The organism is Mesobacillus thioparans, assembly GCF_965138835.1.
Classification (GTDB): Bacteria; Bacillota; Bacilli; order Bacillales; family Cytobacillaceae; genus Mesobacillus; species Mesobacillus thioparans.
In genome coordinates this window covers 568,062-594,128 of sequence record NZ_CBCSFH010000001.1, presented here as the reverse complement: position 1 = coordinate 594,128, position 26,067 = coordinate 568,062, and the positions used below count along the sequence as shown (strand labels likewise).

Annotated in this window: 30 protein-coding genes; 22 read left to right on the top strand and 8 right to left on the bottom strand. The window is 43.9% G+C overall.

Translation table 11 applies throughout. The annotated features are described in order from the left end of the window. Nucleotides 1-31 precede the first annotated feature (31 nt). Both ACNAZ4_RS03070 and ACNAZ4_RS03065 read right to left on the bottom strand, forming a co-directional pair. Nucleotides 32-676, bottom strand: a complete 645-nt coding sequence (locus tag ACNAZ4_RS03070) for a lytic transglycosylase domain-containing protein (protein WP_415812997.1) — start codon at nucleotides 674-676, stop codon at nucleotides 32-34. 19 nt (nucleotides 677-695) lie between these two features. Next, nucleotides 696-1,283, bottom strand: a complete 588-nt coding sequence (locus ACNAZ4_RS03065; RefSeq protein ID WP_415812709.1) for a CYTH domain-containing protein — start codon at nucleotides 1,281-1,283, stop codon at nucleotides 696-698. 118 nt (nucleotides 1,284-1,401) lie between these two features. On the opposite strand from ACNAZ4_RS03065, the gene ACNAZ4_RS03060 reads away from it, so the two are divergent. The 5 genes from ACNAZ4_RS03060 to ACNAZ4_RS03040 form a co-directional block, all read left to right on the top strand. Further along, entirely contained in the window at nucleotides 1,402-1,782 is a 381-nt protein-coding gene (locus ACNAZ4_RS03060) for a UPF0738 family protein (protein WP_415812708.1), read from the top strand. 34 nt (nucleotides 1,783-1,816) lie between these two features. Next, nucleotides 1,817-2,455, top strand: a complete 639-nt coding sequence (locus tag ACNAZ4_RS03055) for a GTP pyrophosphokinase (RefSeq protein WP_415812707.1) — start codon at nucleotides 1,817-1,819, stop codon at nucleotides 2,453-2,455. Nucleotides 2,456-2,486: 31 nt separating this feature from the next. Beyond that, nucleotides 2,487-3,287: an NAD kinase gene (locus tag ACNAZ4_RS03050; RefSeq protein WP_415812706.1), complete on the top strand. Its 801-nt coding sequence runs from the start codon at nucleotides 2,487-2,489 to the stop codon at nucleotides 3,285-3,287. A gap of 559 nt (nucleotides 3,288-3,846) precedes the next feature. Then, complete coding sequence (locus ACNAZ4_RS03045; RefSeq protein WP_415812705.1) at nucleotides 3,847-4,752, top strand: RluA family pseudouridine synthase; 906 nt, start codon at nucleotides 3,847-3,849, stop codon at nucleotides 4,750-4,752. A 680-nt stretch (nucleotides 4,753-5,432) separates the two neighbouring features. Then, a partial coding sequence (locus ACNAZ4_RS03040; RefSeq protein ID WP_415812704.1) for a CAP domain-containing protein occupies nucleotides 5,433-5,983 on the top strand: 551 nt, incomplete at its 5' end. A 59-nt stretch (nucleotides 5,984-6,042) separates the two neighbouring features. Here the strand turns inward: ACNAZ4_RS03040 and prpE are convergent. Further along, nucleotides 6,043-6,780, bottom strand: coding sequence for a bis(5'-nucleosyl)-tetraphosphatase PrpE (gene prpE / locus ACNAZ4_RS03035; protein WP_415812703.1), 738 nt, complete (start codon nucleotides 6,778-6,780; stop codon nucleotides 6,043-6,045). 220 nt (nucleotides 6,781-7,000) lie between these two features. On the opposite strand from prpE, the gene mgtE reads away from it, so the two are divergent. The 4 genes from mgtE (at nucleotide 7,001) to ACNAZ4_RS03015 (ending at nucleotide 11,815) form a co-directional block, all read left to right on the top strand. Further along, nucleotides 7,001-8,380 carry a magnesium transporter gene (gene mgtE, locus ACNAZ4_RS03030; RefSeq protein WP_415812702.1) on the top strand — a complete coding sequence of 460 codons (1,380 nt, stop codon included), beginning with the start codon at nucleotides 7,001-7,003 and terminating at the stop codon, nucleotides 8,378-8,380. Between the two features lie 65 nt (nucleotides 8,381-8,445). After that, nucleotides 8,446-10,305, top strand: coding sequence for a monovalent cation:proton antiporter family protein (locus ACNAZ4_RS03025; RefSeq protein WP_415812701.1), 1,860 nt, complete (start codon nucleotides 8,446-8,448; stop codon nucleotides 10,303-10,305). 111 nt (nucleotides 10,306-10,416) lie between these two features. Continuing rightward, nucleotides 10,417-11,184: an enoyl-ACP reductase FabI gene (gene fabI, locus ACNAZ4_RS03020; RefSeq protein WP_415812700.1), complete on the top strand. Its 768-nt coding sequence runs from the start codon at nucleotides 10,417-10,419 to the stop codon at nucleotides 11,182-11,184. A 142-nt stretch (nucleotides 11,185-11,326) separates the two neighbouring features. Next, the gene (locus ACNAZ4_RS03015) at nucleotides 11,327-11,815 is read left to right on the top strand and encodes a CotO family spore coat protein (RefSeq protein ID WP_415812699.1); all 489 of its coding nucleotides are present in this window, start codon (nucleotides 11,327-11,329) and stop codon (nucleotides 11,813-11,815) included. Nucleotides 11,816-11,861: 46 nt separating this feature from the next. Here ACNAZ4_RS03015 and ACNAZ4_RS03010 read toward each other — a convergent pair whose 3' ends face one another. Continuing rightward, the gene (locus tag ACNAZ4_RS03010; RefSeq protein ID WP_415812698.1) at nucleotides 11,862-12,386 is read right to left on the bottom strand and encodes a CotY/CotZ family spore coat protein; all 525 of its coding nucleotides are present in this window, start codon (nucleotides 12,384-12,386) and stop codon (nucleotides 11,862-11,864) included. A 234-nt stretch (nucleotides 12,387-12,620) separates the two neighbouring features. Here ACNAZ4_RS03010 and ACNAZ4_RS03005 point away from each other — a divergent pair, with 234 nt between their 5' ends. The 9 genes from ACNAZ4_RS03005 (at nucleotide 12,621) to spoVIF (ending at nucleotide 17,036) form a co-directional block, all read left to right on the top strand. Beyond that, nucleotides 12,621-12,932, top strand: a complete 312-nt coding sequence (locus ACNAZ4_RS03005) for a DUF1360 domain-containing protein (RefSeq protein ID WP_415812996.1) — start codon at nucleotides 12,621-12,623, stop codon at nucleotides 12,930-12,932. An 88-nt stretch (nucleotides 12,933-13,020) separates the two neighbouring features. Further along, nucleotides 13,021-13,146 carry a hypothetical protein gene (locus ACNAZ4_RS03000; RefSeq protein WP_415812697.1) on the top strand — a complete coding sequence of 42 codons (126 nt, stop codon included), beginning with the start codon at nucleotides 13,021-13,023 and terminating at the stop codon, nucleotides 13,144-13,146. 147 nt (nucleotides 13,147-13,293) lie between these two features. Then, nucleotides 13,294-13,782, top strand: coding sequence for a YhcN/YlaJ family sporulation lipoprotein (locus ACNAZ4_RS02995; RefSeq protein WP_415812696.1), 489 nt, complete (start codon nucleotides 13,294-13,296; stop codon nucleotides 13,780-13,782). A 15-nt stretch (nucleotides 13,783-13,797) separates the two neighbouring features. After that, complete coding sequence (gene spoVAC / locus ACNAZ4_RS02990; RefSeq protein ID WP_415812695.1) at nucleotides 13,798-14,277, top strand: stage V sporulation protein AC; 480 nt, start codon at nucleotides 13,798-13,800, stop codon at nucleotides 14,275-14,277. Beyond that, nucleotides 14,278-15,291: a stage V sporulation protein AD gene (spoVAD, locus tag ACNAZ4_RS02985; RefSeq protein ID WP_415812694.1), complete on the top strand. Its 1,014-nt coding sequence runs from the start codon at nucleotides 14,278-14,280 to the stop codon at nucleotides 15,289-15,291. A 15-nt stretch (nucleotides 15,292-15,306) separates the two neighbouring features. Continuing rightward, nucleotides 15,307-15,663, top strand: a complete 357-nt coding sequence (gene spoVAE, locus ACNAZ4_RS02980; RefSeq protein WP_415812693.1) for a stage V sporulation protein AE — start codon at nucleotides 15,307-15,309, stop codon at nucleotides 15,661-15,663. A gap of 26 nt (nucleotides 15,664-15,689) precedes the next feature. After that, entirely contained in the window at nucleotides 15,690-16,406 is a 717-nt protein-coding gene (locus ACNAZ4_RS02975) for a DUF421 domain-containing protein (protein ID WP_415812692.1), read from the top strand. 95 nt (nucleotides 16,407-16,501) lie between these two features. Then, nucleotides 16,502-16,642 (top strand): YjcZ family sporulation protein, encoded by a 141-nt coding sequence (locus ACNAZ4_RS02970; protein WP_415812691.1) that lies wholly within the window; start codon nucleotides 16,502-16,504, stop codon nucleotides 16,640-16,642. A 139-nt stretch (nucleotides 16,643-16,781) separates the two neighbouring features. Further along, nucleotides 16,782-17,036, top strand: coding sequence for a sporulation-specific transcription regulator SpoVIF (gene spoVIF / locus ACNAZ4_RS02965; RefSeq protein WP_144474590.1), 255 nt, complete (start codon nucleotides 16,782-16,784; stop codon nucleotides 17,034-17,036). A 136-nt stretch (nucleotides 17,037-17,172) separates the two neighbouring features. Here spoVIF and ACNAZ4_RS02960 read toward each other — a convergent pair whose 3' ends face one another. Further along, nucleotides 17,173-19,458, bottom strand: coding sequence for a UvrD-helicase domain-containing protein (locus tag ACNAZ4_RS02960; RefSeq protein ID WP_415812690.1), 2,286 nt, complete (start codon nucleotides 19,456-19,458; stop codon nucleotides 17,173-17,175). 230 nt (nucleotides 19,459-19,688) lie between these two features. On the opposite strand from ACNAZ4_RS02960, the gene ACNAZ4_RS02955 reads away from it, so the two are divergent. Then, nucleotides 19,689-20,021: a hypothetical protein gene (locus ACNAZ4_RS02955; protein WP_415812689.1), complete on the top strand. Its 333-nt coding sequence runs from the start codon at nucleotides 19,689-19,691 to the stop codon at nucleotides 20,019-20,021. Between the two features lie 61 nt (nucleotides 20,022-20,082). Here ACNAZ4_RS02955 and ACNAZ4_RS02950 read toward each other — a convergent pair whose 3' ends face one another. The 3 genes from ACNAZ4_RS02950 to ACNAZ4_RS02940 all read right to left on the bottom strand — a co-directional run bounded on the left by ACNAZ4_RS02950 (nucleotide 20,083) and on the right by ACNAZ4_RS02940 (nucleotide 21,865). Then, complete coding sequence (locus tag ACNAZ4_RS02950; RefSeq protein WP_415812688.1) at nucleotides 20,083-20,508, bottom strand: GNAT family N-acetyltransferase; 426 nt, start codon at nucleotides 20,506-20,508, stop codon at nucleotides 20,083-20,085. Between the two features lie 6 nt (nucleotides 20,509-20,514). Continuing rightward, nucleotides 20,515-21,024 (bottom strand): YjcG family protein, encoded by a 510-nt coding sequence (locus ACNAZ4_RS02945; protein WP_415812687.1) that lies wholly within the window; start codon nucleotides 21,022-21,024, stop codon nucleotides 20,515-20,517. 115 nt (nucleotides 21,025-21,139) lie between these two features. Next, nucleotides 21,140-21,865, bottom strand: coding sequence for an alpha/beta hydrolase (locus ACNAZ4_RS02940; RefSeq protein ID WP_415812686.1), 726 nt, complete (start codon nucleotides 21,863-21,865; stop codon nucleotides 21,140-21,142). Between the two features lie 200 nt (nucleotides 21,866-22,065). On the opposite strand from ACNAZ4_RS02940, the gene ACNAZ4_RS02935 reads away from it, so the two are divergent. From ACNAZ4_RS02935 to ACNAZ4_RS02925, 3 genes are all read left to right on the top strand, one after another. Further along, nucleotides 22,066-23,058 carry a TAXI family TRAP transporter solute-binding subunit gene (locus ACNAZ4_RS02935; protein ID WP_415812685.1) on the top strand — a complete coding sequence of 331 codons (993 nt, stop codon included), beginning with the start codon at nucleotides 22,066-22,068 and terminating at the stop codon, nucleotides 23,056-23,058. 215 nt (nucleotides 23,059-23,273) lie between these two features. Further along, complete coding sequence (locus ACNAZ4_RS02930) at nucleotides 23,274-23,807, top strand: DUF1850 domain-containing protein (RefSeq protein WP_415812684.1); 534 nt, start codon at nucleotides 23,274-23,276, stop codon at nucleotides 23,805-23,807. Continuing rightward, nucleotides 23,794-25,752: a TRAP transporter permease gene (locus ACNAZ4_RS02925; protein WP_415812683.1), complete on the top strand. Its 1,959-nt coding sequence runs from the start codon at nucleotides 23,794-23,796 to the stop codon at nucleotides 25,750-25,752. Before ACNAZ4_RS02930 ends, ACNAZ4_RS02925 begins: the two co-directional genes overlap by 14 nt. Nucleotides 25,753-26,067 lie beyond the last annotated feature (315 nt).

The following is a 26,067-nucleotide window of genomic DNA, read 5'->3' as shown; positions in this document are numbered from 1 at the left end:
GGCGGGCGAAAATAGTGGAAATATTATCCTTTTAACTATAATAAACGTCGGTGACTTTCCTGACGTAGTTCTGTGTTTCCTTGAATGGGGGAATTCCCCCATATTTATCAACATTACCGGGGCCAGCATTATATGCTGCAAGCGCGAGCTCGATATCATTGTTGTATCTGTCTAGCATTTGCCGAAGATATTTAGCTCCTCCAATAATATTGTCTGCCGGGTCAAAGACATTCTTTACACCCAGGCCTCTCGCTGTTGAAGGCATCAATTGCATCAACCCGGAGGCGCCAGCGTGGCTCACCGCATTGGGATTAAAATTGGATTCCTTTTGAATGACGGATTTGATCAGCTTAGCTGGTATATTGAACATAGCAGCCGCCTGGTCGATCATTCCATCAAAATCAGCATTATTCCTGGCCGCTACCCTTGTCAGTTGAATGGGTGGGAGCATTTGTGCGATGTTCTGTTTGTTTATATCATATGAGCTGACCGCTGCCTGAGCACTTTCGAACAGCTCTTCCAGCCTTGTTGCCGTGGCGCCAAGAGCATTGCTCTGGTCATTTAGAATGCCAGAAAGCATATCCTGAAAAAGGCCGTTTCCTGATTGGCCTGGGGCCTTATTGAAATTTTGAAGCGCCTGCAATTCAAGCATGGCTTTTAACTGATCAACATTCATCATGATTCTCCTGCCTGGTCTATTCTCTTAAAAGATTGTACTTTTTAGCGTAAAAGCGTTTGATCTTATTATCGGTTTGTCGAACAGGTATTTTTAGTTCTGTGAGTAAATTGGAATAATTTCGAAATCCCTCAGACTCATTTGTCACTTCATATTCTAGCTCAAAATCTTCTGTATTTAAATAGTAACTATGGTCCAGGACCAGCAATCCTTCTTTGTACTCAACCTCTGCGCGCACCGTTGTCAGCGAGCCGAAGTATTGAAGATGTTCTATATCCGAAATTAAATTCGATACAGCGTCCCTAACTTCACCTTCAGGCAACTTGCCTGTTTTCAAGCTTTGTTCTGCCTGGTCTGCAGAAAGGTTCTGGTTCGTTTCGAGCAACCCCTGTTTGGCAGGCTGTTTTAGCGTCATTTCAAAAGCATTGCCTTTCTCCCTGATCCTGAGGGCAGATCCTTTTTCCTTCAATGAGAATGAAGGTGTATCAAAATAATGGTTGATCTGTTTTTTAAAGTGTTCCGGCTCCAGCTTGAAGTAATTTGCCAGGAAGTTGAATTCTTCCTCTGTCAGCATGTTCTTGAATTCGATCTCGATATTCTGGCTCACAACACTCCGCCCTTTCCAATAAGCTGTCCTTATTATCTCGCGAAATCCTGTTTGCTTCAATCTTTAGTAGAAAATGGTTCGATATGATAAAATAAAAAAGATTATGGAGGTTGAAAAAATGAGTAAAAAGATTATCGTTACAGATGCAAAAGTAGAAAAAGATGAGCTCCTGCTTTATACAGACTTGGAGACAAACATAACAAGCCTTTCAGCAACAGGGCAAATGCTTGTGGATTCTGATCAATTATCCTTTATTTATATTGTTGATAATGAAGATGGATATCAATATGTCACCATTCCCGAATCTGCCTGGAGTGCGATTCAGCAAGGGATCCAGGGCGGGCTTGAAGTGTTTTTAACAAATGCCAGCGGCAAGCTGAAATTGGAAAGCTTCCGTGGTGAAATGGAATATCTGATTGAAAATATAACAGGGAACAGCAACTATGGAGAGGAAATGGTCACGAAAGTAGAACAGGTTTTTGCGGCACCCTCCGCTTAAGCTTTCGTGAAAAGAACCGGATGAGGTGACTGATGTGAAACACTGGGATCAATTTTTAGAACCTTACAAGCACGCTGTTGAGGAATTGAAGGTAAAGCTTAAAGGAATCAGGAGCCAATATGAGCTTCATTCCGACCATTCCCCGATTGAATTCGTCACAGGAAGGGTAAAGCCTATTGCAAGCATACTCGATAAAGCCCATCAAAAGGGGATTTCACTTGATAAACTCGATTCCGAAATGCAGGATATCGCCGGGTTGAGAATCATGTGCCAGTTCGTGGACGACATTAAGACAGTGGTGGAACAGTTGAGGAGTCGGAATGATTTTGAAATCATTGAGGAGAGGGATTATATCTCGCATAAAAAGGCAAGCGGATACCGCTCCTACCATGTAGTCATCCGTTATCCAGTCCAGACGATAAGGGGAGAAAAGAATATCCTTGCCGAAATCCAGATCAGGACGCTGGCCATGAATTTCTGGGCAACGGTGGAGCATTCATTGAACTATAAATACAAGGGGCTTTTTCCAGAAGATATTAAAACCAGGCTGCAGCGGGCAGCAGAGGCTGCGTTCCGCCTTGATGAAGAGATGTCGACAATCAGGGGAGAAATTCAAGACGCACAAGCATTTTTCACACGTAAAAAAGAAATGCAGCAGGATGGGAAGAAATAGTTAAAATCCGATATGCAGGGGTGTTTGAAACATGAAATTTGCGATCACATCAAAGGGGGATTCCCGGTCCAATACTTTGATGCATAAAATGAGGACGTATCTTTTGGACTTTGATTTAGAATATGATGAAGACCAGCCAGACATCTGTATATCTGTCGGTGGGGATGGCACGCTTTTGTATGCCTTCCATCGCTATAGCAGCAGGCTGGATAAAACCGCATTCATTGGAGTACATACAGGGCACCTTGGCTTTTACGCCGACTGGGTCCCAGAAGAAATCGAAAAACTCGTCATCGCCATCGCCAAAACGCCGTACCAAGTTATCGAATATCCGCTGCTTGAAGTCATCATCAGATACCAGCATGGCGGCAGGGAAACCAGGTATCTTGCCTTGAATGAGTCCACAGTTAAATCAGTAGATGGTACGCTTGTCATGGATGTCGAAATCAGAGGCCAGCATTTCGAGCGCTTCCGTGGAGATGGTTTATGCGTTTCCACGCCATCCGGAAGCACAGCCTATAACAAAGCATTGGGCGGAGCCATCCTGCATCCATCTCTGAGAGCGGTCCAGGTAGCAGAAATGGCATCAATCAACAACCGAGTGTTCCGGACTGTGGGATCTCCATTGATCCTGCCTGACCACCATACTTGTACACTGAAACCTGTCAACAGGCCTGATTTCCAGGTGACAGTGGACCACTTGACTTTATTGCATAAAGATGTGAAATCAATCCAATTCCGGGTAGCGGATGAAAAAATCCGATTCGCCCGATTCCGCCCTTTCCCATTCTGGAAAAGGGTGCATGATTCGTTTATCTCTGATAGTGATTAAGGGTGATTCCGGCCTTAGGGCAGGACGGAAATGTCTTTTAATGGACATTTCGACACTTGGGTACGGCTGAAATGTCTAAGGAAAGTGTTTTAATGGACATTTCAGCACTCGAGCACGCCCAAAATGTCCAAGAAACGTGTTTTAATGGACATTTCAGCACTTGAGCACGCCCGAAATGTCCAAGAANCNTGTTTTAATGGACATTTCAACGCCCGAGCACGCCCGAAATGTCCAAGAAACGTGTTTTAATGGACATTTCAGCACTTGAGCACGCCCGAAGTGTCCAAGAANCNTGTTTTAATGGACATTTCAACGCCCGAGCACGCCCGAAATGTCCAAGAAACCCGTTTTAATGGACATTTCAGCACTCGAGCACGCCCGAAATGTCCAAGAAACGTGTTTTAATGGACATTTCAGCACTCGAGCACGCCCGAAATGTCCAAGAAACCCGTTTAATAGACATTTCTAACCCCGAGTACAGCCAAAATGTCTAAGAACTCGAATTTAATGGACACTTTGACATGTCATTAACGAAACAACGCAGACAGGAGCCGCTGATATGGCGAAAAACTTCACACTGGAATTTACTGCCGGGATGAGTGATGAGGGAAAGATGCTCAGGGAATTTCTCAAGCAGATGGAAATTTCTAAATCCGCCCTGACTGATATTAAGTTCAAGGGCGGATTCATTTCCGTTAATGGCCAGGAAGTAAATGTCCGGTACATATTGAAGGCAGATGATTCTGTCAGGATTGAGTTCCCTCGTGAAATTCCTTCTGAAGGGATGAAGGGGGAGAAGATTCCATTGTCGATTCTTTATGAGGATGAGTATTTGCTGGTGGTCAATAAGGCCGCCGGGATGAATACGATCCCTTCGAGGGAGCATCCTTATGGGAGTCTGGCCAGCGGATTGATCGGATATTATGAAGATAACGGAATATCCGCGACTACCCATATTGTTACGAGGCTTGACAGGGATACTTCCGGGCTTGTCCTGATTGCAAAACATAGTCATGTCCATCATTTGCTAAGCAAGCAGCAGCGCGCCGGCGGTGTAAATCGCAGCTATGAGGCATTTGCTGAAGGAATCGTCGAGCAGGATGAGGGTACAATTGAAGCCCCGATTGCGAGGAAACCCGACAGCATCATCGAAAGAGAAGTGCATCCCAGTGGACAATACGCTTGTACTCTCTACAAGGTTGGCGAACGATATGGGGACTTTACCCATACACACCTCAGGCTAAAGACAGGAAGGACCCATCAAATCAGGGTGCATATGAGCTTAATTGGCCATCCGCTGCTGGGGGATACTTTATATGGCGGCGATAAAAGTAAAATATCGAGACAGGCATTGCATTGCCGGGAACTCATTTTCACCCATCCTATTTTTCATAAAAAAATGCATTTTACCTCAAGTCTTCCATTGGATATGCAGGAAGTGCTGGATAAGGGCAAGTCGGTGTAAACACCGACTTGCCTTTTTACATTTTTCTCAAATATTTCATCAGATATTTCCCTTGAAAAAATCAAATCATAAGTGGGTAATAAATGATATATGAAGGAGGAAACAGCACTTGAACATCTATAAACACGGAAAAATAATGGCAGTCTCTGCTGTCATGTTATTAGGTCTTGCAGCATGTAATAACAATAACGATGAAGCGATGGATTTGCGCGACAACCGGGTGACTACCCTGGGGAAAGACCAGGCAAGCTATTGGGATAATGATGCGAACAGAATAAAGCAACAAAGACGCAGAGCTGAAATAAATGCTGCCGACAGAAATACGAATAGAGCAAAGATTAACCAAGCCGGCATTAATTCAACAAGCGAAATCATGCAAATGCCTGATGGGTATATCACAGTAGACCCTAACTCATACAGCACTGGGATCCCAAGTTCTAAATATCCTCATACCGAAATGATGCAAGGCAGGTTGACATTAACAGAAGGTCAACAGGCAGATCTGAATAAAATGTTTGAAGATTTACAGGGCCGCACCAATGTTGAACTCCCTGATTTCCAAAAGGGAGGAATTCCTGCACCAGCAGAGGGAGCAGCTCCTGCGCCACAACAGAAAGCACCAGCACCAGAGCAGGGAACTCCAGCACCAGAGCAAGGAGCAGCGCCAGCCCCAGCACCANAGCAAGGAGCAGCGCCAGCCCCAGCACCAGAGCAAGGAGCAACGCCGGCACCTGAACAGGGAGCAGCGCCAGCACCTGAACAGGAAGCTGCACCGGCACCACAAGAACGACAAGCACCACAGCAGGAAGCTGCACCTGCTCCTGAGCAAAAAGCTGCACCAAGCGGGACGGAGATCAGTGATTTTGAATCAAAAGTCATTGACCTGACAAACGAACAGCGCCGTAAAAATGGTCTGCCAAACCTGCAGCCCGATACAGCTTTGAGTAACGTTGCACAGGAAAAATCAAATGATATGCAGGCAAAGAATTATTTCTCACATACGAGCCCTACCTATGGGTCACCGTTCGATATGATGAGGGATTTTGGCGTTTCTTATAATTCAGCTGGAGAGAACATTGCGATGGGACAGCAAAGTGCTGAAGAGGTCGTCAATGCATGGATGAACAGCGAGGGACACCGAAAAAACATCTTAAGTCCGAATTTCACCCATATTGGTGTTGGCCATACAACACAAGGCAACTATTGGACACAGATGTTCATCGGAAAATAACCATGAATTAGCTAACCACCTATGCCAGGTGGTTAGCTTGTTTCTTATATGGGTATTGATTATATCTCCCTGAATTTTTCGGAAACAAAAGGCATGGTGGAAGGAACAGACAGTAATTCCATTTCTGGGTAACGAAGAGCAGACAGTTTACCGCCAAAAACAGCTCCTGTATCGATATTATAGGTATTATTTACAATCCTCGGCTCCTTCACCGGTGTATGGCCGTAAACAATGATTGCCTTCCCTTGATAATCCTTCGCCCAATCACGCCGTACGGGAGTTCCATCTGGATTATTCTGGCCAGTGATGTCACCATAAAGGACAAAGGTTTTAACTTTTGAATGGTTTTTACCTATATAGTCTTCACGAATACCTGCATGGGCTATGACAAGCCTGCCTTCATCGAGTACATGGTACAAAGGAGATGAGTCATATAAACGGAGGAATTTCTCACGAAATGAATATTTCTGTTTTGAATCCAATGACAGAAACTCCGCAACCGTTGTCTCCAGTCCATGAGTCGTCTGAACTTTATTTCCTGACAGATATCGATACAGCTTATTGCAATGGTTTCCGGGAACATAGAAAGCGGTCTTTTTTTCCACCACCAGTTCCAAAACCAGCTCGGCGGTCTTTATCGATTCTGGCCCACGGTCTGTCAAGTCCCCGACAAAAGCAAGCTGTCGGCCGTCCGGGTGGACCGGAAGGCCAGAACCCCAGTCATATCCAAGCTTCTGGGTGAGTTCTGCGAATTCAGCATAACAGCCATGGATATCGCCAATAATATCAAGTCTCATGGGCAGTCCTCCTTTTATATATTTATCATTCCCGCTTGCTGAAAAAAAGACAAGTTTTAAATTGAAAAAGGGAATATTAAAGCATAGACAGTTATCAATACCATTCGTATAAATCACGATTTCTCATCTCAATTTTACGTGAAAAAGTGTAGATAAAAGACAAAGATTTCAATAAATGCTAGTATAATGAAATGTACATAAAGGAAAGGGGGTAAGGTGTATGTCTGAAGAACGCCAAGAATCGGCATCGAGGCAGAAAATTAATTCTGAACTGCTGCTGGAAGCACTTTACTCTGAGAAGATTGATGATTTCCGAGCTGAATTTCTGGACCTGCATCCGTACGATCAGGCTGAATTTTTCAGTGAACTCGAAGACGAAGATCGTGCGAAAGTGTATAACTTCCTCTCACCTGAAGAGATGGCTGATCTGTTTGAGAACCTGGAAGCAGATGAAGAGGATTTTAAAGATGTATTGGCGCAAATGAATCCTAACTACGCAGCCGACATGCTGTCAAATATGTATGCCGATGACGCGGTGGATGTCCTGAATGAGCTGGATAAAGACCAGGTTGCCAGTTATTTGACGATCATGGATGAGGAAGCGGCACAGGAAATCAAGGACTTGCTGCATTATGAAGAATACACAGCAGGAAGTATCATGACGACAGAATTCATTGCGATTTCTGCCAACCAGACGGTCAGGTCGGCCATGTATATCCTGAAAAAAGAAGCACCCCGCGCCGAGACGATTTACTATATTTTTGTTGTCGATGAGGAAAAAAGGCTAGCTGGGGTCATTTCCTTAAGGGACTTGATTGTGGCGGATGACGAGACAATGATTGGAGAGGTCATGAATGACCGGGTAGTCTCTGTTTCAGTTGGAGAGGACCAGGAAGAAGTAGCGCGGATGATGCGGGATTACAATTTTCTCGCTCTTCCAGTCGTGGACTTTCAAAATCATCTCCTGGGAATCATCACGGTCGATGATATCATTGACGTCATGGAAGAAGAGGCATCCGATGACTACTCTAAGCTGGCAGGTATCGCGGACCTTGACACTGTTGACCGGAATCCATTGGCAGCTGCTAAGAAGCGTCTGCCATGGCTGATCATTTTACTCTTCCTCGGGATGTTCACAGCGAGCCTAATTGGAAGGTTTGAAGAAACCCTGGATCAGGTCGCGATCCTGGCCGTATTCATTCCGCTTATTGCAGGGATGGCTGGTAATACTGGTACCCAGGCGCTGGCGGTAGCTGTCAGGGGAATTGCCACTGGAGACCTTGAAAAAGAAAACAAATGGAGCATTATCCTTAGGGAAGCTGGTACTGGTTTGATAACCGGTGCGGTATGCGGAATCCTGGTTGCATTTGTCGTTTATTTTTGGAAAGGTGAATTTTTCCTCGGGGTTTTAGTCGGCATATCAATCTTTGTAACACTGATTTTCGCTACACTGGCAGGTTCGCTTGTTCCGCTGCTTATGCACAGATTGAAGATTGACCCTGCAGTTGCGTCCGGTCCGTTCATCACGACCATTAATGATATTATCAGTATTTTGATTTATTTTGGAATCGCTACAGCTTTTATGAGTTATCTTATTTAATATGTAATGAATTTCTGTCCGTAACTGGTTTGCGGTTAATTCCACTATATAAAGGGGGGATGAGGATGGAACAGCATGCTTCGATTACATCGCTCGTAATCGTCATTATTGTTGCATTTTTAACACCTATTATTTTGCACCGCTTGAAATTGAGTTTTATACCTGTCGTTGTTGCTGAGATCATCATGGGTTTAATCATCGGAAAAAGCGGATTCAATATTGTCCATGAAGATGCATGGCTCAGCACCCTGTCAACACTGGGATTCTTGTTCCTGATGTTCCTGAGTGGGTTGGAAATTGACTTCACTGCTTTTTCAGGGGGGAAAAAGAAACGCAATTCAAAAGCCAACAGCAAAAAAGAACCAAATACATTTGTCGTGGCTTCGGTCATATTTGTTGGGATTTTCATTGCTTCGCTTGGATTGTCTTATTTATTCGTCCTGGCTGGGTTCATTGAGAACGTATTCCTGATGACACTGATTATCTCGACAATCTCTCTTGGTGTCGTTGTTCCTACGCTGAAGGATGCACATTTGATGAAAACGAATATAGGGCAGGTCATTTTATTGGTTGCAGTCATTGCGGACCTTGCAACGATGATCCTGCTTGCTGTCTTTGTTTCCATTTATGATACTGGCGGTGGAAATACATGGCTGCTGCTTGTTCTTTTTGGCGCTGGCGTAGCACTTTATTTTATCGGCCGATCCTTTAAAAATCGGACCTTCATCAATGCATTGTCGACTGGTACCACGCAGATTGGCACCCGTGCAGTCTTTGCCTTGATCATCCTGCTGGTTGCCATCTCAGAAACAGTTGGCGCGGAAAATATCCTTGGCGCATTTCTCGCAGGTGTCCTTGTTTCCCTGCTGGCTCCAGACCAGGAAATGGTCCACAAACTTGACTCATTTGGCTATGGCTTCCTGATTCCGATTTTCTTCGTAATGGTTGGGGTAGACCTGGACTTATGGTCATTGTTCAGTGAGAAAAAGCTATTATTACTCATACCGCTGCTTCTCTTGGCCTTATTCTTGTCAAAAATGGTCCCGGTCTATCTTTTGAAAAAATGGTACGACACGAAAACGGTCCTCGCCGCGGGATTCCTGTTGACTTCCACATTGTCCCTCGTGATTGCTGCGGCAACTATAGGTGAAAGGATGGAGATGATCACTCCGGAAATGAGTGGAACATTGATCCTTGTGGCAGTCATCTCCAGTGTGCTGACGCCAATTTTGTTCAAAAAGTTGTTCCCGCAGGAAACATCAGAGGAAGTTAAAGTCAAGGTGGCTTTCATTGGGGCTAATCAGATGACACTCCCGGTCTCAAGGGCACTGCAATCTTCCTTATATGAGCCGGTCATCTTCCATACAAAGCAGGATAAAGCGGAAAAACTGGCGGACACAGTATTTGAGATCGTTGAGATAGAGAACTATGAAATCGAAACTCTTGAAAAAGCTGAAGTATATGAAGCGGATATCATTGTCATATCCACCGGGGATCCAGATCTTAACGCAACTATCGCGGTCAGTGCGAAAGAACGCGGAGTTGAACGTGTCATTGCGAGAATTGAAAGTCCGGATCTTGCAGAAAAAGCACAGGAAGAAGGAATCGAAATATTTTCGGTCCTTCGTTCAACAGAGTCACTATTGCGTGCGATGATTGAATCACCAGGTGTCATGACCATCCTGACCCATCAGGAGAATTCGCTGCATGAAATCAGGATGCTGAATGATCATTTTGATGGTATGACCCTCAGAAGGTTCCCGTTTACGGGAGATGTCATCTTTGTACGGATCCTGCGTGAAAACGATTCGATTGTGCCTCATGGGGATACTGAACTTAGACTGAATGACAGGTTGATTGTCACAGGTTCAAAAGAATATGTAGATGAACTGAAAAGAGAACTGGAATTCTGTTTTTGGTGCTGATTTGAAACTAAACCCGCCATCCAGGCGGGTTTTTCTTTTCAAATGAATAAATATGGTGTAGAATTAGCACTAGGTACTAATAACTTGTATTAACAGGGGGATATTTTAAACATGACTCTTTCATTGAACGGTAAAACATATGTAGTAATGGGTGTAGCCAATAAAAGAAGCATCGCCTGGGGCATTGCTCAATCTCTCCACAATGCCGGTGCGAATTTGATTTTCACTTATGCTGGTGAACGTCTTGAAAAAAGTGTCCGCGAATTAGCAGAATCACTTGATAAGAACTATTTGGTTTTGCCATGCGACGTAACAAGTGATGAAGATGTAGCTAAATGTTTTAAAGAAATCAAGGAAGCAGCAGGATCGATTTACGGGGTTGCCCACTGTATCGCATTCGCAAACAAGGAAGAGCTGCAGGGTGACTATTTGAATGTGACCCGCGATGGTTTCCTGCTGGCTCATAATATCAGTGCTTATTCACTTACTGCTGTTGCCAAGGAAGCGAAGGAGCTGATGGCAGAAGGTGGAAGCATCGTGACCTTAACTTATCTTGGCGGCGAGCGCGCGATCCAGAACTACAATGTCATGGGAGTGGCAAAGGCCTCACTTGATGCAAGTGTCCGCTATCTTGCTGCCGATTTAGGAAAGCATAATATCCGTGTGAATTCGATTTCAGCTGGCCCTATCCGCACTTTGTCTGCTAAGGGTGTAAGTGATTTCAACTCTATTTTGAAGGAGATCGAGGAGAAAGCTCCGCTTCGACGCAATACTACTCCGGAAGAAGTAGGCGATACCGCTGTATTCCTTTTCAGCGACATGTCACGCGGCATCACTGGCGAGAACATCCATGTCGATTCTGGATTCCATATTTTATAGAAACACATGGCCCGCAACCTGAGCGGGCCTTATTTTTTTCCTCGATTTATGACTCCTTTCAACCAAAGCCATAAACGATTCCGGCACCTATCCTGGGCGGCCGCATACATATATGGTGAGCGAAGTTTTGGAGGTGCCGTAAATGGGAAGAAAGCGGAATCGTAAGCAATCTCCTTTGTTTTACATCAATCAGCCTGTTATTGATCTGCCCCAACCCGATATGCAAAAGAATTATAGTATTAAAAGTGAACCCGAAACGTCTGAAGTTCTGCTAGACCAGGATAATAACCCAGTAAATGATGAAATGAATGTTGAAGCAATGGAATCCTCTAAAGAGGAAGTCAACCACCTAGCAGAAGAAGAAGAAAACATTAAAACTGACCAATCCAAGGTCTCAGGGAAAAGAAGTTTCAATGATTATACACTGGAGGAAAAAATCAAGCATTTAAAGCTTGTCCCTTCATCTGTAGCGAAGGTGAAATACGAATTCGTTACAGTCGAAAGGAAATATAAAGGTTACTTTTTGGAATTAAAAGGAGACATATTGTTCATACATTCTGTAACTTCAAGAAAGAAAAGTGTCGGTATCCCTAAAGAAGACTTAATCGACATCAAAAGGATTGGGTTATAAAAATAGGCTTACCATTTAAGGTAAGCCTGATTTTACAGCTTATGGCTTATTGTGCAGTACCAGGAAGGCTGGAAAGTGGTGAAGCAGCAACCGGGTCCAGACATGTGACTGCACAGAAGCAATCCAAGTCTACAGTCAGGCAGATTCCAGTCCTGAAGAATTCGTTTCTTGCTCCGCCAGTCTGGATTTGCTCACAAGGAGTGTCGAAGCCTCCTCCTTCGTCACCGCGTGTGGCCAGCAGCTCAAGTTTAGCGCAGCAGTTATCATCCACAGAAGTTACACGGAAGAAGAATGAGCGGAAGCAGTCAAGTCTTTGTGGTCCGCCGCCAGTTGTGCGGATGCGAGTTCCAAATCCTTCGAACGGTGCACAGTCACCGCAATACAGAATTAACGGGATTGTATCCAAATCTGTCGTAGGAGTTTGTGCACCTGCAAGCAATTCCTGGATAGACTTATGACAGCTGACATCACAATCGTTGTCTACATCCACTTCATCCTGTGCATCAGCAACTGCCCTTAGCACTTCGCACACACAGTTATCGCCATCATGTTTCTTATTTTTGCAACCCATAATAAGTTCATCTCCTTTTTGTTGATATGACCTTTTGTCCTTAATAGAATATGAATTGCCCCCTTAATTGTGTGGGTGTTTGTCTAATTTTCATCACTTTGCAACAAAAATTATGAAAATAGCGGACAGGCACGTGCCTATCCATAGGGAATTGCCCAGCATAAGCTGTATGGAAACCAAATAATACAGGTGGGTGAGAATGTGGAGAGTTGGCTGGATTTGTTTCTTTTGGGGATGGCGAGCTTCCGTTTGACGCGGCTGATCGTATATGATCTGATTACTGAATTTCTCCGTAAGCCATTCCATGAAAATGTGACGGAAACACTCGAGGATGGGAGTACGGAAACCTATATAGAGATAAAAGGGGTGGGTTTGAGATATTGGATCGGTGAGCTGTTAAGCTGTCATTGGTGCACAGGCATTTGGGCAGCGGCAATCTTGTATGTGGGATATGAGTTATATCCAGCAGTCGCGATGCCGGTGACCACGATATTAGCCATTGCGGGAATTGCCTCATTAATCCAGCATGTCTTTATTAAAGATTAACCAGCAGGAATTAGTGACTCCGTCCAGAACCCCTGAGGATACTTGTTCATAAGCTATCATATGGACTCTAAATGAAGGGGTTGTCATCATGGAGGAAAAACAAAAAACGGATAGCCAACAAAGTTCGACAAGCAATCAAGATAAAACAGACACAACCCGCAGGAGACGCAAAAAACGCGGCTGTGGCTGCGGCAAAAAGAGAAAGCAAGCGTAAAGTTATCGTCTGCCACCTACTGGCAGGCGATTTTTGTATTTTTACGATCATATGGAAATAAAACCCGCAATAAAAAATTCATAAATTAGGTTTTGGACGTGGAAAATAATTTTAACCAATCAGATACTGCATAGAAAGGGGTTACCGATGAATATTAAACAGAAAATAAAAATGATTGCAGTGCTGGGAATGTTTGTAACCGGTATTGCGGGATGCTCTTCCTTCGGTAAGACATCTCCAGAAAGCAGGGCTTCGATGATCCAGTCGGTCAATCCTGATCCGGGAGCGACCAATGATCTTGAGGATAAGGATCTCGAACTCGCTGCGAGAGTTAAAAAAGATATAGCTGGTCTCGATGAAATTTTCGATGTCGCCGTCATCGCCGGGAAAGATGATACGCTTGTTGCCTATAAAGTAAAGCACATGGAGCGGTTCCACATGAAGGCGATAGAAAAGGAAATCAATAAGATGCTGGAAAAAAACTATCCTGGTGAAAATTTCATCGTATCGAGTGACTTCAAGATTTTTATTGAGGCGGTCGAGCTGCGTGAAAGAATGAAAGATCCGGCCTATCCTGATAAGAAAGCCGAAAAGGAGCTCCAGCGGATTATTTCACTGAAAAAAGAAATGACTTAAGAAAGGATGGGTGTGATGGGGGATAAAAAGAATCAGAAGATGACTCCGGAACAGCAGCAATACCAGCAGCTTGAACAGAAGCACGAGCTCAAGCGGCCGGTATTGAAGAATTGCATCAAGGCTTTTTTGGTCGGCGGACTGATCTGCGTAATTGGACAAGCGATCACTTATTTTTATATTTACTTCTTTAATTTTACCGAACAGACAGCCGGGAATCCGACGGTGGCTACAATGATTTTCATCTCGATGCTTTTGACAGGCTTCGGAGTTTACGACCGTATCGGTCAGTTTGCCGGTGCAGGCAGTGCAGTTCCGGTCACTGGATTCGGGAACTCGGTAATATCGGCAGCGATAGAACACCGAACGGAAGGATTTGTCCTTGGTGTTGGGGGAAATATGTTCAAGCTTGCCGGGAGCGTCATATTGTTCGGCGTCTTTGCGGCCTTTGTCGTTGCGCTGATCAAGACTTTATTGACAATGATGGGGGTGATTTAAATGTTGACTGGAAAGCAGTCATGGCAATTCAACAATAACCCGGTCATTGAATCGTGGGGCAATTCTGGGGGGCCCTTTGAGGCAGAAGGAAAGCTTGCAGCAGATTTCGATGTCCTTCATGAAGATTTATGGATGGGGGAGGAATCTTATGAGAAAGCTCATCGAGTCTTGCTTGAAGAGGCAATCAAATCAGCTTTGCAAAAAGGAGAATTCCAAAAAGAAGATATGCAATTCATGCTCGCCGGTGATCTGATTAACCAAATCACACCCACGAGCTTTGCCGCAAGAACAATGGCGATTCCATATTTCGGGCTCTTTGGGGCATGTTCCACCTCAATGGAGGGACTCGCGCTTGCATCTTTTATCATCAACTATCAGGGAGCACAGAAGGTGGTAACAGGTGCATCCAGCCACAATTCCGCGGCGGAAAAACAATTCAGGTACCCGACTGAATATGGCGGACAAAAGCCTCCGACTGCACAGTGGACAGTCACAGGTGCCGGTGCGGCAGTTTTGACAGATAACTCGGATAAACGCGGGAAAATTGTCACCACATCGGCTACTATCGGCAAGGTAATCGATATGGGATTATCGGATCCGTTTAATATGGGGGGAGCAATGGCCCCAGCAGCTGCTGATACGATCATCAACCATTTCAAGGATTTAAATCGTCAGCCGTCCTATTACGATTTAATCGTCACGGGCGATCTCGGAAGGATTGGCCAGGCTACTACATACGACCTGTTGCAGCAGGCTGGGCTTGGCATAACGAGAGAGCAGTTTCAGGATTGCGGACTGTTGATCTACAAAGAGGATCAGCCTGTTCAGTCTGGCGGCAGTGGTGCCGGCTGCTCAGCTTCCGTCTTGTATGGCCACTTATTGAACCAAATGAAAAATGGCATCTATAGGAAGATACTTGTTGTAGCTACAGGAGCATTGCTTTCGCCCCTTTCATTCCAGCAGAATGAAACAATACCTTGTATTGCTCATGCTGTAGCGATTGAAATGAAATAGAAAGGAGGAATTGAATTGCTGCCAATGTTTTTCTGGGCTTTTGTTGTCGGAGGTTTGATTTGTTTGTTTGGACAGCTGCTGTTCGATATCGGAAAATTGACACCTGGCCATACGATGAGTTTGCTAGTAGTGATTGGAGCAATCCTTGATGGCTTTGGACTATATGAGCCTTTAATTGACTTTGCAGGAGCAGGTGCTACCATTCCAATCACCAGCTTCGGAAACTCGCTCGTTCACGGTGCGTTACAGGAAGCTGAGCAGCATGGGCTGGTTGGTGTTTTGACTGGAATGTTCGAAATTACAAGCTCTGGTATATCGGCTGCTGTCATCTTCGGTTTTATCGGGGCGCTGATTTTTAAACCTAAAGGCTGATTCTATTTGGTGTAAGGGATGATCCAATGCCGGATATCTTAAGTACAATAATAAGGTCCATCTTATTGATCATTGGTCTATTCATCATTACTAAGCTTCTTGGCAAAAAGCAGTTATCTAGCCTGTCATTTTTTGAATATATTGTAGGGATTACTGTCGGGGATATTGCCGGTACTTTGGCAATGGACCCAGGCCTGAGTCTAAGGGATGGGATTACAAGCCTGATAGTATGGTCATTTATCCCGTTCGTCATTTCATTGATTTCCTTGAGAAGCAGGGCTTTTCGCAGGATTGTGGAGGGTAAGTCGACAACCTTCATTGAACATGGCAATATCATTGAAAAAAATATGCGCAACGAAAAATACAGCCTTGATGAACTGCTGGAGCAGCTCCGCAAGAAAAGTGTTTTTAAAGTAGCGGATGTAGAGTTCGCATCACTTGATTCAAATGGAGAACTGAGTGTCCTGTTAAAAAAGGAAAAACAACCATTGAAGTATGAGGACATCATCCACATTAAAGGGGATGACAATGTTCCGGTATCCTTGATCATGGACGGGGAAATTATTGAGGAGAATCTTCAGAAGGCAAAAGTAAATAAAGAACAGCTTTTGAAAAGGATTAAAGAGCAAGGCTATGAACAAGAAGAAGTTTTTTATGCGGAAATCGACATAAAAGGAGATATCAGTATAGATCTCTACGATGAGAATCCAACTTCCTATTTTCCAGAATTTGACCAGGTGTAATCCTGTTCTGCAAAATTGGGTAGGGGCTCGCCCATACAAATCCCAAACACCTCTCATATATTGTTAATGAGTAATCAAAAGTGAGGTGAAGAAGAATGGGCTACGGTTTTGGCGGCTTTTGTGGCGGCGGTTACGGCGGCGGCTACGGCGGTGGCGGTTATTACGGCTCCACATTCGTATTGATCGTCGTTTTATTCATTTTGTTGATTATTGTAGGAGCAAGCTTCTGCAACTAATTAAAAACAATGGCGAAAGCTGTTCCGCGTCGGAACAGCTTTTGCTGTTAAGGGCAAATAAATGATTCGCTCATTCGCTTTCACCATTTTTGGCTTCCTTCATACTATAGAGTAGTTAAAGAAGGAGGCGTGATTTTATATGGATAATAATTTTTTCAAGAATATAGAAAAGAAGACTGGCGTCAATATGAAGGATGTATTTGAGCTGGCTAATTCATTACAAAATGCGAACTTTAAAGATGAGAAAACTGTAAGAGGGGTAATCCGCCGCGTGTCTCAATTGGCCAACAAGCCTGTGAACAAGGAAATGGAAGACAAGATTGTTGAGTCTATCGTAAAGGATGGGAAGCAGCTGGACTTCAGCCAGATTTCCAAGATGATCAACAAAAAATGATCACATTCTTGAATGCCAAATCAGGACCTGAGTTTCGATCCCCAGGTCCTGATTTGGCATTTTTCTTATTTAATAGAGCAAGTACATAAAAGGCTGGTCTCACACTTAAATTGCCTGGCTTTCAACAAGCAAGGCTTTAAATTCTGCCGAGGAAACGGGAAGGGCTGGCTTTCCTGCCCCGTCTCCGATGCGGGACGGAAATGAACAGCCTTTTTTCTGCCCTTGTAACCGCTACATAAAGCAGGCGCCTCTCTTCTTCAAGGGGCTGGCGGTCTCCATTCCGGTATGCATCCAAAGCATAATCATGCGGAATGCTTCCGTCCACTGTTCCGATTATATAGACATTTTTGAACTCCAGGCCCTTGGAGCGGTGGATGGTACTCAGTGTAATGGCGTCAGAAATTGTTTTACTGCTCCGTTTGATTTCAGCATTCATGGCGATTATATGGTCAGCATGCTCAATGAAATCTGCAACGGATGTAAAGTTTCGGGCTGCCACTTTCAGGTCACGTACATCATCAGAACCTTTTTCAAGCTGATTTCCTTCATTGCCGCGTTTTTTTATGAAATCCTGATAACCCAGGTCCTTTTCCACAATGTCAATGGCAGCGACAGGGGGCAGGGCTGACAGGGACCTGACTAGTGGGATCAGCTTCTTCAACTTTTGTTCCTGGAAGGTGAAGCCAGTTTTCACGTGAGTGAGGGCTTCAAGCATGGAACAATCATTCAGGATGCTGTTTGCCTGTAAATCCCGAAAGGTAGCCTGTTTCAAAAAAAGCGAAGGAAGGATATTCTTGATTGCTTCTGAATCATCGGGATTCAAACTAAGCCGCAAAAAAGAGAGCATTCCTTTTACCATGAAACGTTCATAGAAGGATTCGATATCCTGGTCAAGCCGGAATGGCAGACTTGAATTGGCCAGCCTCTCGAATACCGCCCGGCTTGCAGCATTAGTCCTGAATAAAATCGCAAAATCGCCTGGACGCTCTCCCTGTTCAATCCGTTCTTTGATGTCTGTCAGGATCATCGTCGCTTCTTCTTCTTCATCGTAAGGATGGAAGACGACCGGCGGGCATTCACCTGAAAATTGAGCACGCATTTCTTTTTCATGACGATTGAGATTAGCTGAAATCAGTGTGTTGGCCGTCTCGACTATCTCGTGAGGCGAACGATAATTTTGGTTCAGGATGATTACTTCAGTATTTTTAAAATCCGCCTTGAAGTTCAGCAGGTAGGCTGGGTCACTTCCCCTAAAAGAGTAGATTGACTGGTCATCATCACCAACCGCACATACATTTCCGTGTTTGTTTGACAACATCTTAACTAGCTCATATTGTACTTTATTAATATCCTGGAACTCATCGATTAACAGATATTGAAAACGATTCTGATAGATTTCCAGAAGGGCTGGCTGATCCATGAATAGTTTATAGCATCCAATGAGCATGTCATCAAAATCAAATAATTTTTGCCTGTCCTTAGCAGATTCATAGTCTTTATACAGCAACGCAACCTTCTCTTCCCATGGTGATTCCGGCTTAACTTCATGAGGCATGATCAATGTATTCTTCCATAGACCGATCTGCTGGAGGGCGAGGTCATAGGCAAATTCCTTTTCATCGAGCTGGATCTTTCTGCCAGCTTCCTTCAGGATCTGTTCCCGCTGCCATTCCTTTTTCATCAGCTTGTCCGATGACCATTTCTCACGTTCATGAAAACAAAGAATTCTGTAGAAGATGCTGTGGAACGTACCGGATATCAGCCGGTTAACTTTAGCTGGCGACATGTTCGGATAATAGGCAATCCGCTTTTTCATCTCAGCGGCCGCTTTCGCCGTAAAAGTAACAAGCATGATCGAACCTGGATCTATGTTTTGTTCTTCAAGCATGAAGGCAGTCCTCGCGGTAAGAACCCTTGTCTTCCCGCTTCCCGCCCCGGCCAGAATCAATAATGGTCCGTCTGTTGACACAACCGCCTTTTCCTGATTCCCGTCAAAATAGATACCGGACTGTTTAAGCTGTTTTATGTAATCCAACTTGATGCCCGGCGTAACCGGCGGGAGAGATGTGAAAGGGGAGGTTACCTTGACTTCCCGTGGAAATATGAATTTATCTTCTTTTTCTGCCTCTGCTGTAATGGAACGGGACTTTGGGATTTTAAATCCATTTCGCTCTATATATTCTGTTTTCTCCGATTGCGGAGCCGATGGTGCAGGCAAACTTTCTTCCTGACAATCTTCTTTTCCCGAAAGATGATGGTAGAAATGCGGATGTTCCTGAATGCCAAGATAAAGACGGACAGGGCTTCCGCATACAGAACATGCAAGCATTCCTTTTTTTCCGTCATCATATAGCTTTTGATAATCACTGCGATCATATTGGTCAAGGCTGATTAGCTGCTGGTTATACTTAGCTGTTTTCATGTTTTCCCTCATCTCCGGCCAAAAAATAGCACAATCTTTATCATACCAGAATAGAATTTTTAACAAAAGATGTTTTCAGAATCAAAAATAAAGCCTGTACAGTAATAATCATAATTCCAGCGAGAGGATAATATTTTTTTAAATAGTAGTTTGCAACGGTCATAAACAGGGAAAAAGAGAAGAAGATTATAGTAAGAAATATACTAATCGTAAATGGGGGGATATCAAAAATGGGATACATTCTTCCAGTGACAAATTATCAATATATACAATATGCTGAGCGGGAAATCGGATTGGATTATGACCCGTTTATGATTAATAGTGTTAATCGAATCCGGAAAGAAGATCCGGTGCTGAAGGGACAGAAACAGCAAGAACAAGAAACAGCGCCCCTGCAGAAGCAGAAGGAGCAGCAGCCGGTGTCACGCATGCAGCTGGCAGCATCCGATTCAAGTCTCCCTGGAATGGACAGAATTTATAAGAAAAAGGTAAATCCAATGGTTGTCAGCCAGGCATATGCTGAAATAACAGGTAAGGGAAGGCACTACAGCGAGTCAATTTAACTAGCTGCAGTGCTTTTTTTATACGAAAACCCCCATTCGAATCAGAATGGGGGTTTTAGAATCATATGGATTTTTTCATTGTCTTATGTGGGATCCCTGCATCCATGAATTCCTCTGAAACCGTTTCATAGCCCAACCTGCTGTAAAAGGGAATGGCGTGTGTCTGTGCATTCAACTTCAAGGTTTTGATGCCATGAGACCTGGCATAATCCTCTATTTTATTCATGACAGCGACACCGGCGCCGGTTTTGCGGTTTCCTTTGAGTACACAAATTCGCTCCACCTTGCCGACTCCATCCAACACACGGAACCTGCCAGCGCCTGCCGGCTTGCTGTTATCATCATATAAGACAAAATGGACAGAGTCCGATTCGAATTGATCGATTTCTTCTTCTTCAGGTACGTTTTGCTCATGAATGAAAACCGTCTTGCGTACTTCAAACGCGTCTGCTAATTCTTGTTCGCTGTTTACAATTTTTACTTCCACGATAATTTATTCCTTTCCAAGCCTGAACGTTTCATATACTGTCCAAGAACCGTTATCCAGCTGGTACAGCAAATGGATGCGGTCGGCAGTATCATCGAATTGGACTTTCGTCATTCTTAATGATCCATAGACATCGGAGTGCTCGTCGTCCGACATTTTCTGCCCAATGGTGATGTGAGGCACAAAGTTATACTCCTGATCTCCATCGAAGGCAGAATTAAGTTCATTATGGAGTGAGTCTAACTCTTCAGGTGATTCAACCTTCAGGTATATGACATTATTTACGGGTTTAAATGATCCAATCTTCTTGATGTTTACGTTGACTGGTTTGAAATTCCTGGCAATCGAATCGATTTTATTGGCGATTTCCTTGATTTCCTCTTCTGTCGCTTCGAATGGCGATTTCAAAGTGATATGTGGCGGAATTAATGCATAATGTGGATCATAGCGTCTTCTCATTGAATTAGCATAATCCTGGATTTTCTTTGATGGAAAAATGACAATACCGAATTTCATCTTAATACCCCCGTTTCATTTTAGTGTTGCATTTCGTTCAGTTAAGAAAACCGAAATTATGATTTACCATTCATTATAACAAATTTTCGAAATATATAATATAAAGAAGCATTCATCAGGAAAACATTCTTTTCAATGCCCGCTTGAGGTCTGGCTGCCAATGTGTCCATGTATGGTCCCCGCGGAATTCTTCATAAAAATAGCCATATCCTTTATCATTGAATATTTTTGAGAGCTCCCTGTTTGGCGTGAGGAAATCCTTGTTTTTGGATGATGACGTCTTAACAAATGTTTCCTGTTCGCCAACCGTGTGATATATATTCAGCAATTCAGGATGACTGAAGTTCTTGACGGCTGAAAATACTTCTTCATTTACATATGGTGATTGAAGCAGTACTTTCCCAAAGGTGTGCGGATACTGGAGTGCTGCCAGCAATGAAACAGTTGCTGCAAGGGAATCCCCGATCAATGCCCGGCCCATTCCCATCTGGTAAGTTGGATAGCGTTCATCCAGATAAGGGACAAGCTCATGAGCTAGGAAGCGGATATAGGCTTGGTGCTGTTCTCCTTTTGGATGGTATTTTTGGCGCCGGTCTTCGACAGAATCATAGGGGATTCCAACGATGATGATGTTTTCAATTTCCTTTTTGCTGAGGAATTCATCTGCAATCCTGCCAATCCGTCCCAATTGGAAGTAATCGCGGCCGTCCTGTGCGATCAGCAAAGAATATTTATACAATGGGGAATAATTGGCGGGCAGGTATACCAGCATTGTGATTGCTTCACCCAGTTCCTTGCTTTGGAGTGTGATTTCTTCTATTTTACCCATAGGAAAATCCATGTATTTACCTCCGAATCCTTTAATTTGCTATTTTTCTTTTTTACCGTCAAAACGATTTTAGCATATGTATTTTCAAAAAGCTTTTAAGGAAAAGTATTTAAGTAGACAAGAGAGTAGTTAGCAAGTAACATGTTTGACAATTGTGTGAAGTCTTATGGTAGAATTATGGTGAACAATTATATATCAAAGGGGGAATTCTGATGAAAAAAAGAAAGTTTCTTTTATTCACTGCGCTTGTGCTAGTACTTTCTATGGTGCTATCAGCTTGCGGCAGCAGCTCTGACGAAAAGGGCGGAGAAGGAAAATCACAAGAAAAACCTAAATTCATGAGCATCCTTACTGGCGGTACGGGTGGTACATACTTCCCGCTTGGCGGATCATTTGCCAAGATTGTGTCTGATGCAACAGGGATCGATACAAATGCGGAAACAACTGGTGCATCTGCTGAAAACATGCAGAGCATTAAAGATGGAAAAGGTGAAATCGCCTTCACTCAAACAGATATCGCTTCTTATGCAACTGAAGGAAAGCTGATGTTTGATGGAAACAAAATCGATAATATTAAAGCAATCGGTACGCTATATCCTGAAACAATCCAAATCGTTACAACTGAAAAATCCGGCATCAAATCTGTCGAAGACCTGAAAGGCAAGAAAGTATCAATCGGTGCACCTGGTTCAGGTACAGCAGCGAATGCTGAACAAATCCTTGAAGTTTACGGTCTTTCTCTGAAAGATATCCAAAAGCAGGACTTAAGTTTTGATGAATCAGTAAGCGGAATCAAAGACGGCAATATTGATGCAGCTTTCGTTACAGCGGGAACACCAACTGCAGCTGTTGAAGAATTATCTGCAACTGAAAAAGTTGTTATCGTTCCAGTCGATGCTGACAAAGCTGAAAAATTGATTGAGAAGTATCCTTACTATGCAAAAGAAACAGTCCCATCTGGAACTTACAAAATGGCTTCAGAAGTTCCGACTGTGGCAGTTTTGGCGATGTTAGTCGTAAAAGCTGACCTGTCTGATGAAGTGGTTTACGATATCACAAAATCGATTTTCGAGAACCTTGATCAGGTAACGCACGCAAAAGCAAAACAAATCAAGCTTGAAAATGCACTGAACGGAGTAGGAATCGACGTTCACCCAGGTGCACAGAAGTACTATGATGAAAAAGGCGTAAAGGCTGCAGAATAGTGGATTGAACATGACCGGACAGTGTCTCCCAAAGGCATTGCCCGGTCAATTCATCTTTTCAACTTATAGGTTTTTTTTTACAGTGAAAAGCCGAAGAGGACGACCACATGGGTTAAGGCCCAGGCAGGATAGACCGAACTTCCAACCGGTCTATTTTTTACTGTTTGTATACACGTACTTTATCGGAGAGACATTGGACAGGCGAGGCTATTAATATGAATAAATCCAAGTTAAAAATAAACATCTTCGTTCTGTTGACCCTCATCATTTTTTTAGCAATTATCTCAATCAATATCCCTTTCAAAAAAGCTCTGGTTTTTCTGCAACCGGAAAATAATGATATACTCTGCTATGTACCGATCAGCGCAGGGGACCGGTTTAAAATAAAATATACGCACTCAATCCACTTATCAGATGTGATTGAAAGCTATGAAATCACGAAGGATGATCATATTCGCCAGTATGAACTTGAATATGAGGATTTTGCTATAGGTATGCCATCTGAAGCTGCGAGCGGTGAAAAATTCGTAATAGAGGATGGGAAATACTTCATTAAAAATATGGCCAGGGAATTTCCTCAGTTTGACCTCCGCCTTGGCCAGGTGCGGGCTAATCATACCCTGGTTTATGGTGACTTATGGTACCCGCTGTCGAAGGCAATCGAGCCAGGTACGAGGGTACGAATAAAAGTTGAAAAAATTAGTTTATTGAAGCAATTGGAAGGAGTGAATATCCTTGACGACAAATGAAGAAATTTTATCTCAAGAAAAACAACAAGAGCTTCTGGAAAAATATGACCCGGAGGCTGCAACAAGAAAACTGGCAGGTAAAATGGGATGGATCGTTTTCTTTGGCCTCCTTGCATTCTCGGTATTCCAGTTATACACCTCCATTTTCGGTGTGCTGACAGCCCAGCTTCAGCGATCCATTCACCTGGGATTTGCGCTCGCCCTGATTTTCTTGCTGTTTCCGGCAAGCAAGAAAAATATCAGGTCAAAAAAGGTAGCTTGGTATGATCTGCTATTAGCAGTGGTGGCCGTTGCGATTGGCGCATATTGGCCAATGATGATTGACGAACTCGTCAACCGTGTTGGCCGACTGACACCTATGGACTTTTATATCGGATTGGCCGCAATCCTCCTTGTTCTCGAGGCAACTCGCAGGACAGTCGGATTGCCGATCACGATCATCGCAGCTTTATTCATGGTCTATGCCCTGTATGGACCTTATATGCCAGGGTTCCTTGCCCACCGGGGCCTGGACCTGGAGTCTCTTGTACAGACGATGTTCTTTACTACAGAAGGGATTTTAGGGACACCGCTTGGAGTTTCATCAACATTTATCTTCCTGTTCCTGTTGTTCGGTGCATTCCTCGTCAAGACGGGTGTAGGACAATATTTCAATGATCTCGCTGTTGCTGTTGCCGGAAAGAGTACGGGTGGACCAGCGAAAGTAGCGATTTTCTCATCCGCCCTTCAAGGGACAATCAGCGGAAGCTCGGTTGCAAACGTAGTTACATCAGGATCATTTACGATTCCGATGATGAAAAAACTAGGGTATCGCAAAGAGTTTGCTGGTGCGGTAGAGGCAGCTGCTTCAACTGGGGGACAACTTATGCCGCCGATCATGGGTGCGGCAGCATTCCTGATGGTTGAATTCATTGGCGGCGGAATCACATATTGGGATATCGCCAAGGCTGCTACGATTCCTGCCTTGTTATATTTCACAGGCATTTGGATCATGACACACTTTGAGGCCAAAAGGATCGGCCTGAGAGGCTTGACCGATGAAGAAATGCCTGACAGGAAAGAAGTTCTGAAAAAGATTTATCTGCTGTTGCCGATTCTGATTGTCATCTTATTGATGGTAAGCGGAATGAGTATCATGCGTGCTGCATTATGGTCAATCCTGTCTACAATCGTTGTCAGTGCATTCAGCAAAGAAACAAGAATTGGATTTAAAGATGCCATTGATGCACTTGTAGATGGTGCGCGAACAGCGCTTGGAGTTGCGGCAGCGACTGCGGCTGCAGGTATCATTGTAGGAGTGGTAACAAAAACTGGCCTGGGACTGAAGCTTGCAAATGGATTGCTTGATCTTTCAGGCGGGTACCTGATCCCAACCCTGATGCTGACAATGGTTGCCGCCATCGTTCTGGGGATGGGTTCGCCGACAACGGCCAACTATGTCATCACCTCGACAATCGCGGCACCGGCCATCATTTTACTGGGTGTTCCGGATCTTTCTGCTCACTTATTTGTGTTCTATTTCGGGATCATTGCCGATATCACCCCTCCGGTTGCGCTGGCAGCCTTTGCTGCAGCCGGTGTTTCAGGCGGGGAACCGTTGCGTACCGGTGTGAATTCGGCCAAGCTTGCAATTGCCGCGTTCATCATACCTTACATGTTTGTATTGTCTCCACAGCTGCTGATGATCGACACAACCTGGACTTACCTCATCTGGGTAGTATTTTCAGCGATTTCCGGGATGCTTGCAATCGGTGCTGGCATAATCGGTTTCTGGATGCGTAAATTGTATTGGTGGGAGAGAGTGGTCGGAATCGTAGGTGGAATTATGCTGATCTATCCAGAGGGAATGACAGATATAATCGGCCTTGGTCTATTCGTACTGCTTGTAGCGCTTCAGTTCCTCATCAAGGATAAAAGTACTGTCAAACCAAATACAGCCAATTAATGAATGATGGAAAGGAGTCCTTTACAAGGGCTTCTTTTTTTTAGCTGCTTTTAAGGAACTTCTGTTTGTCTGGCATCACAGATAGGATGTTTTCTTTTTTGAACAGACGGTCAGCCTTTCTGAGAAAACAATATGCTTTAAAAAAACCTTCATGGATTTCTCTTACGATTATCCGCCGCTGAGTAATTTGCTTATTTGCAGCCATATAAATCATATTCACAGGAATTTTTTCGACAAGGGACTTTTCAAGAAGAAGATTCAAAGTGTTTCACTCCTTTGAGTTATTAATTATATTATACCCGAACACTCGTTCTT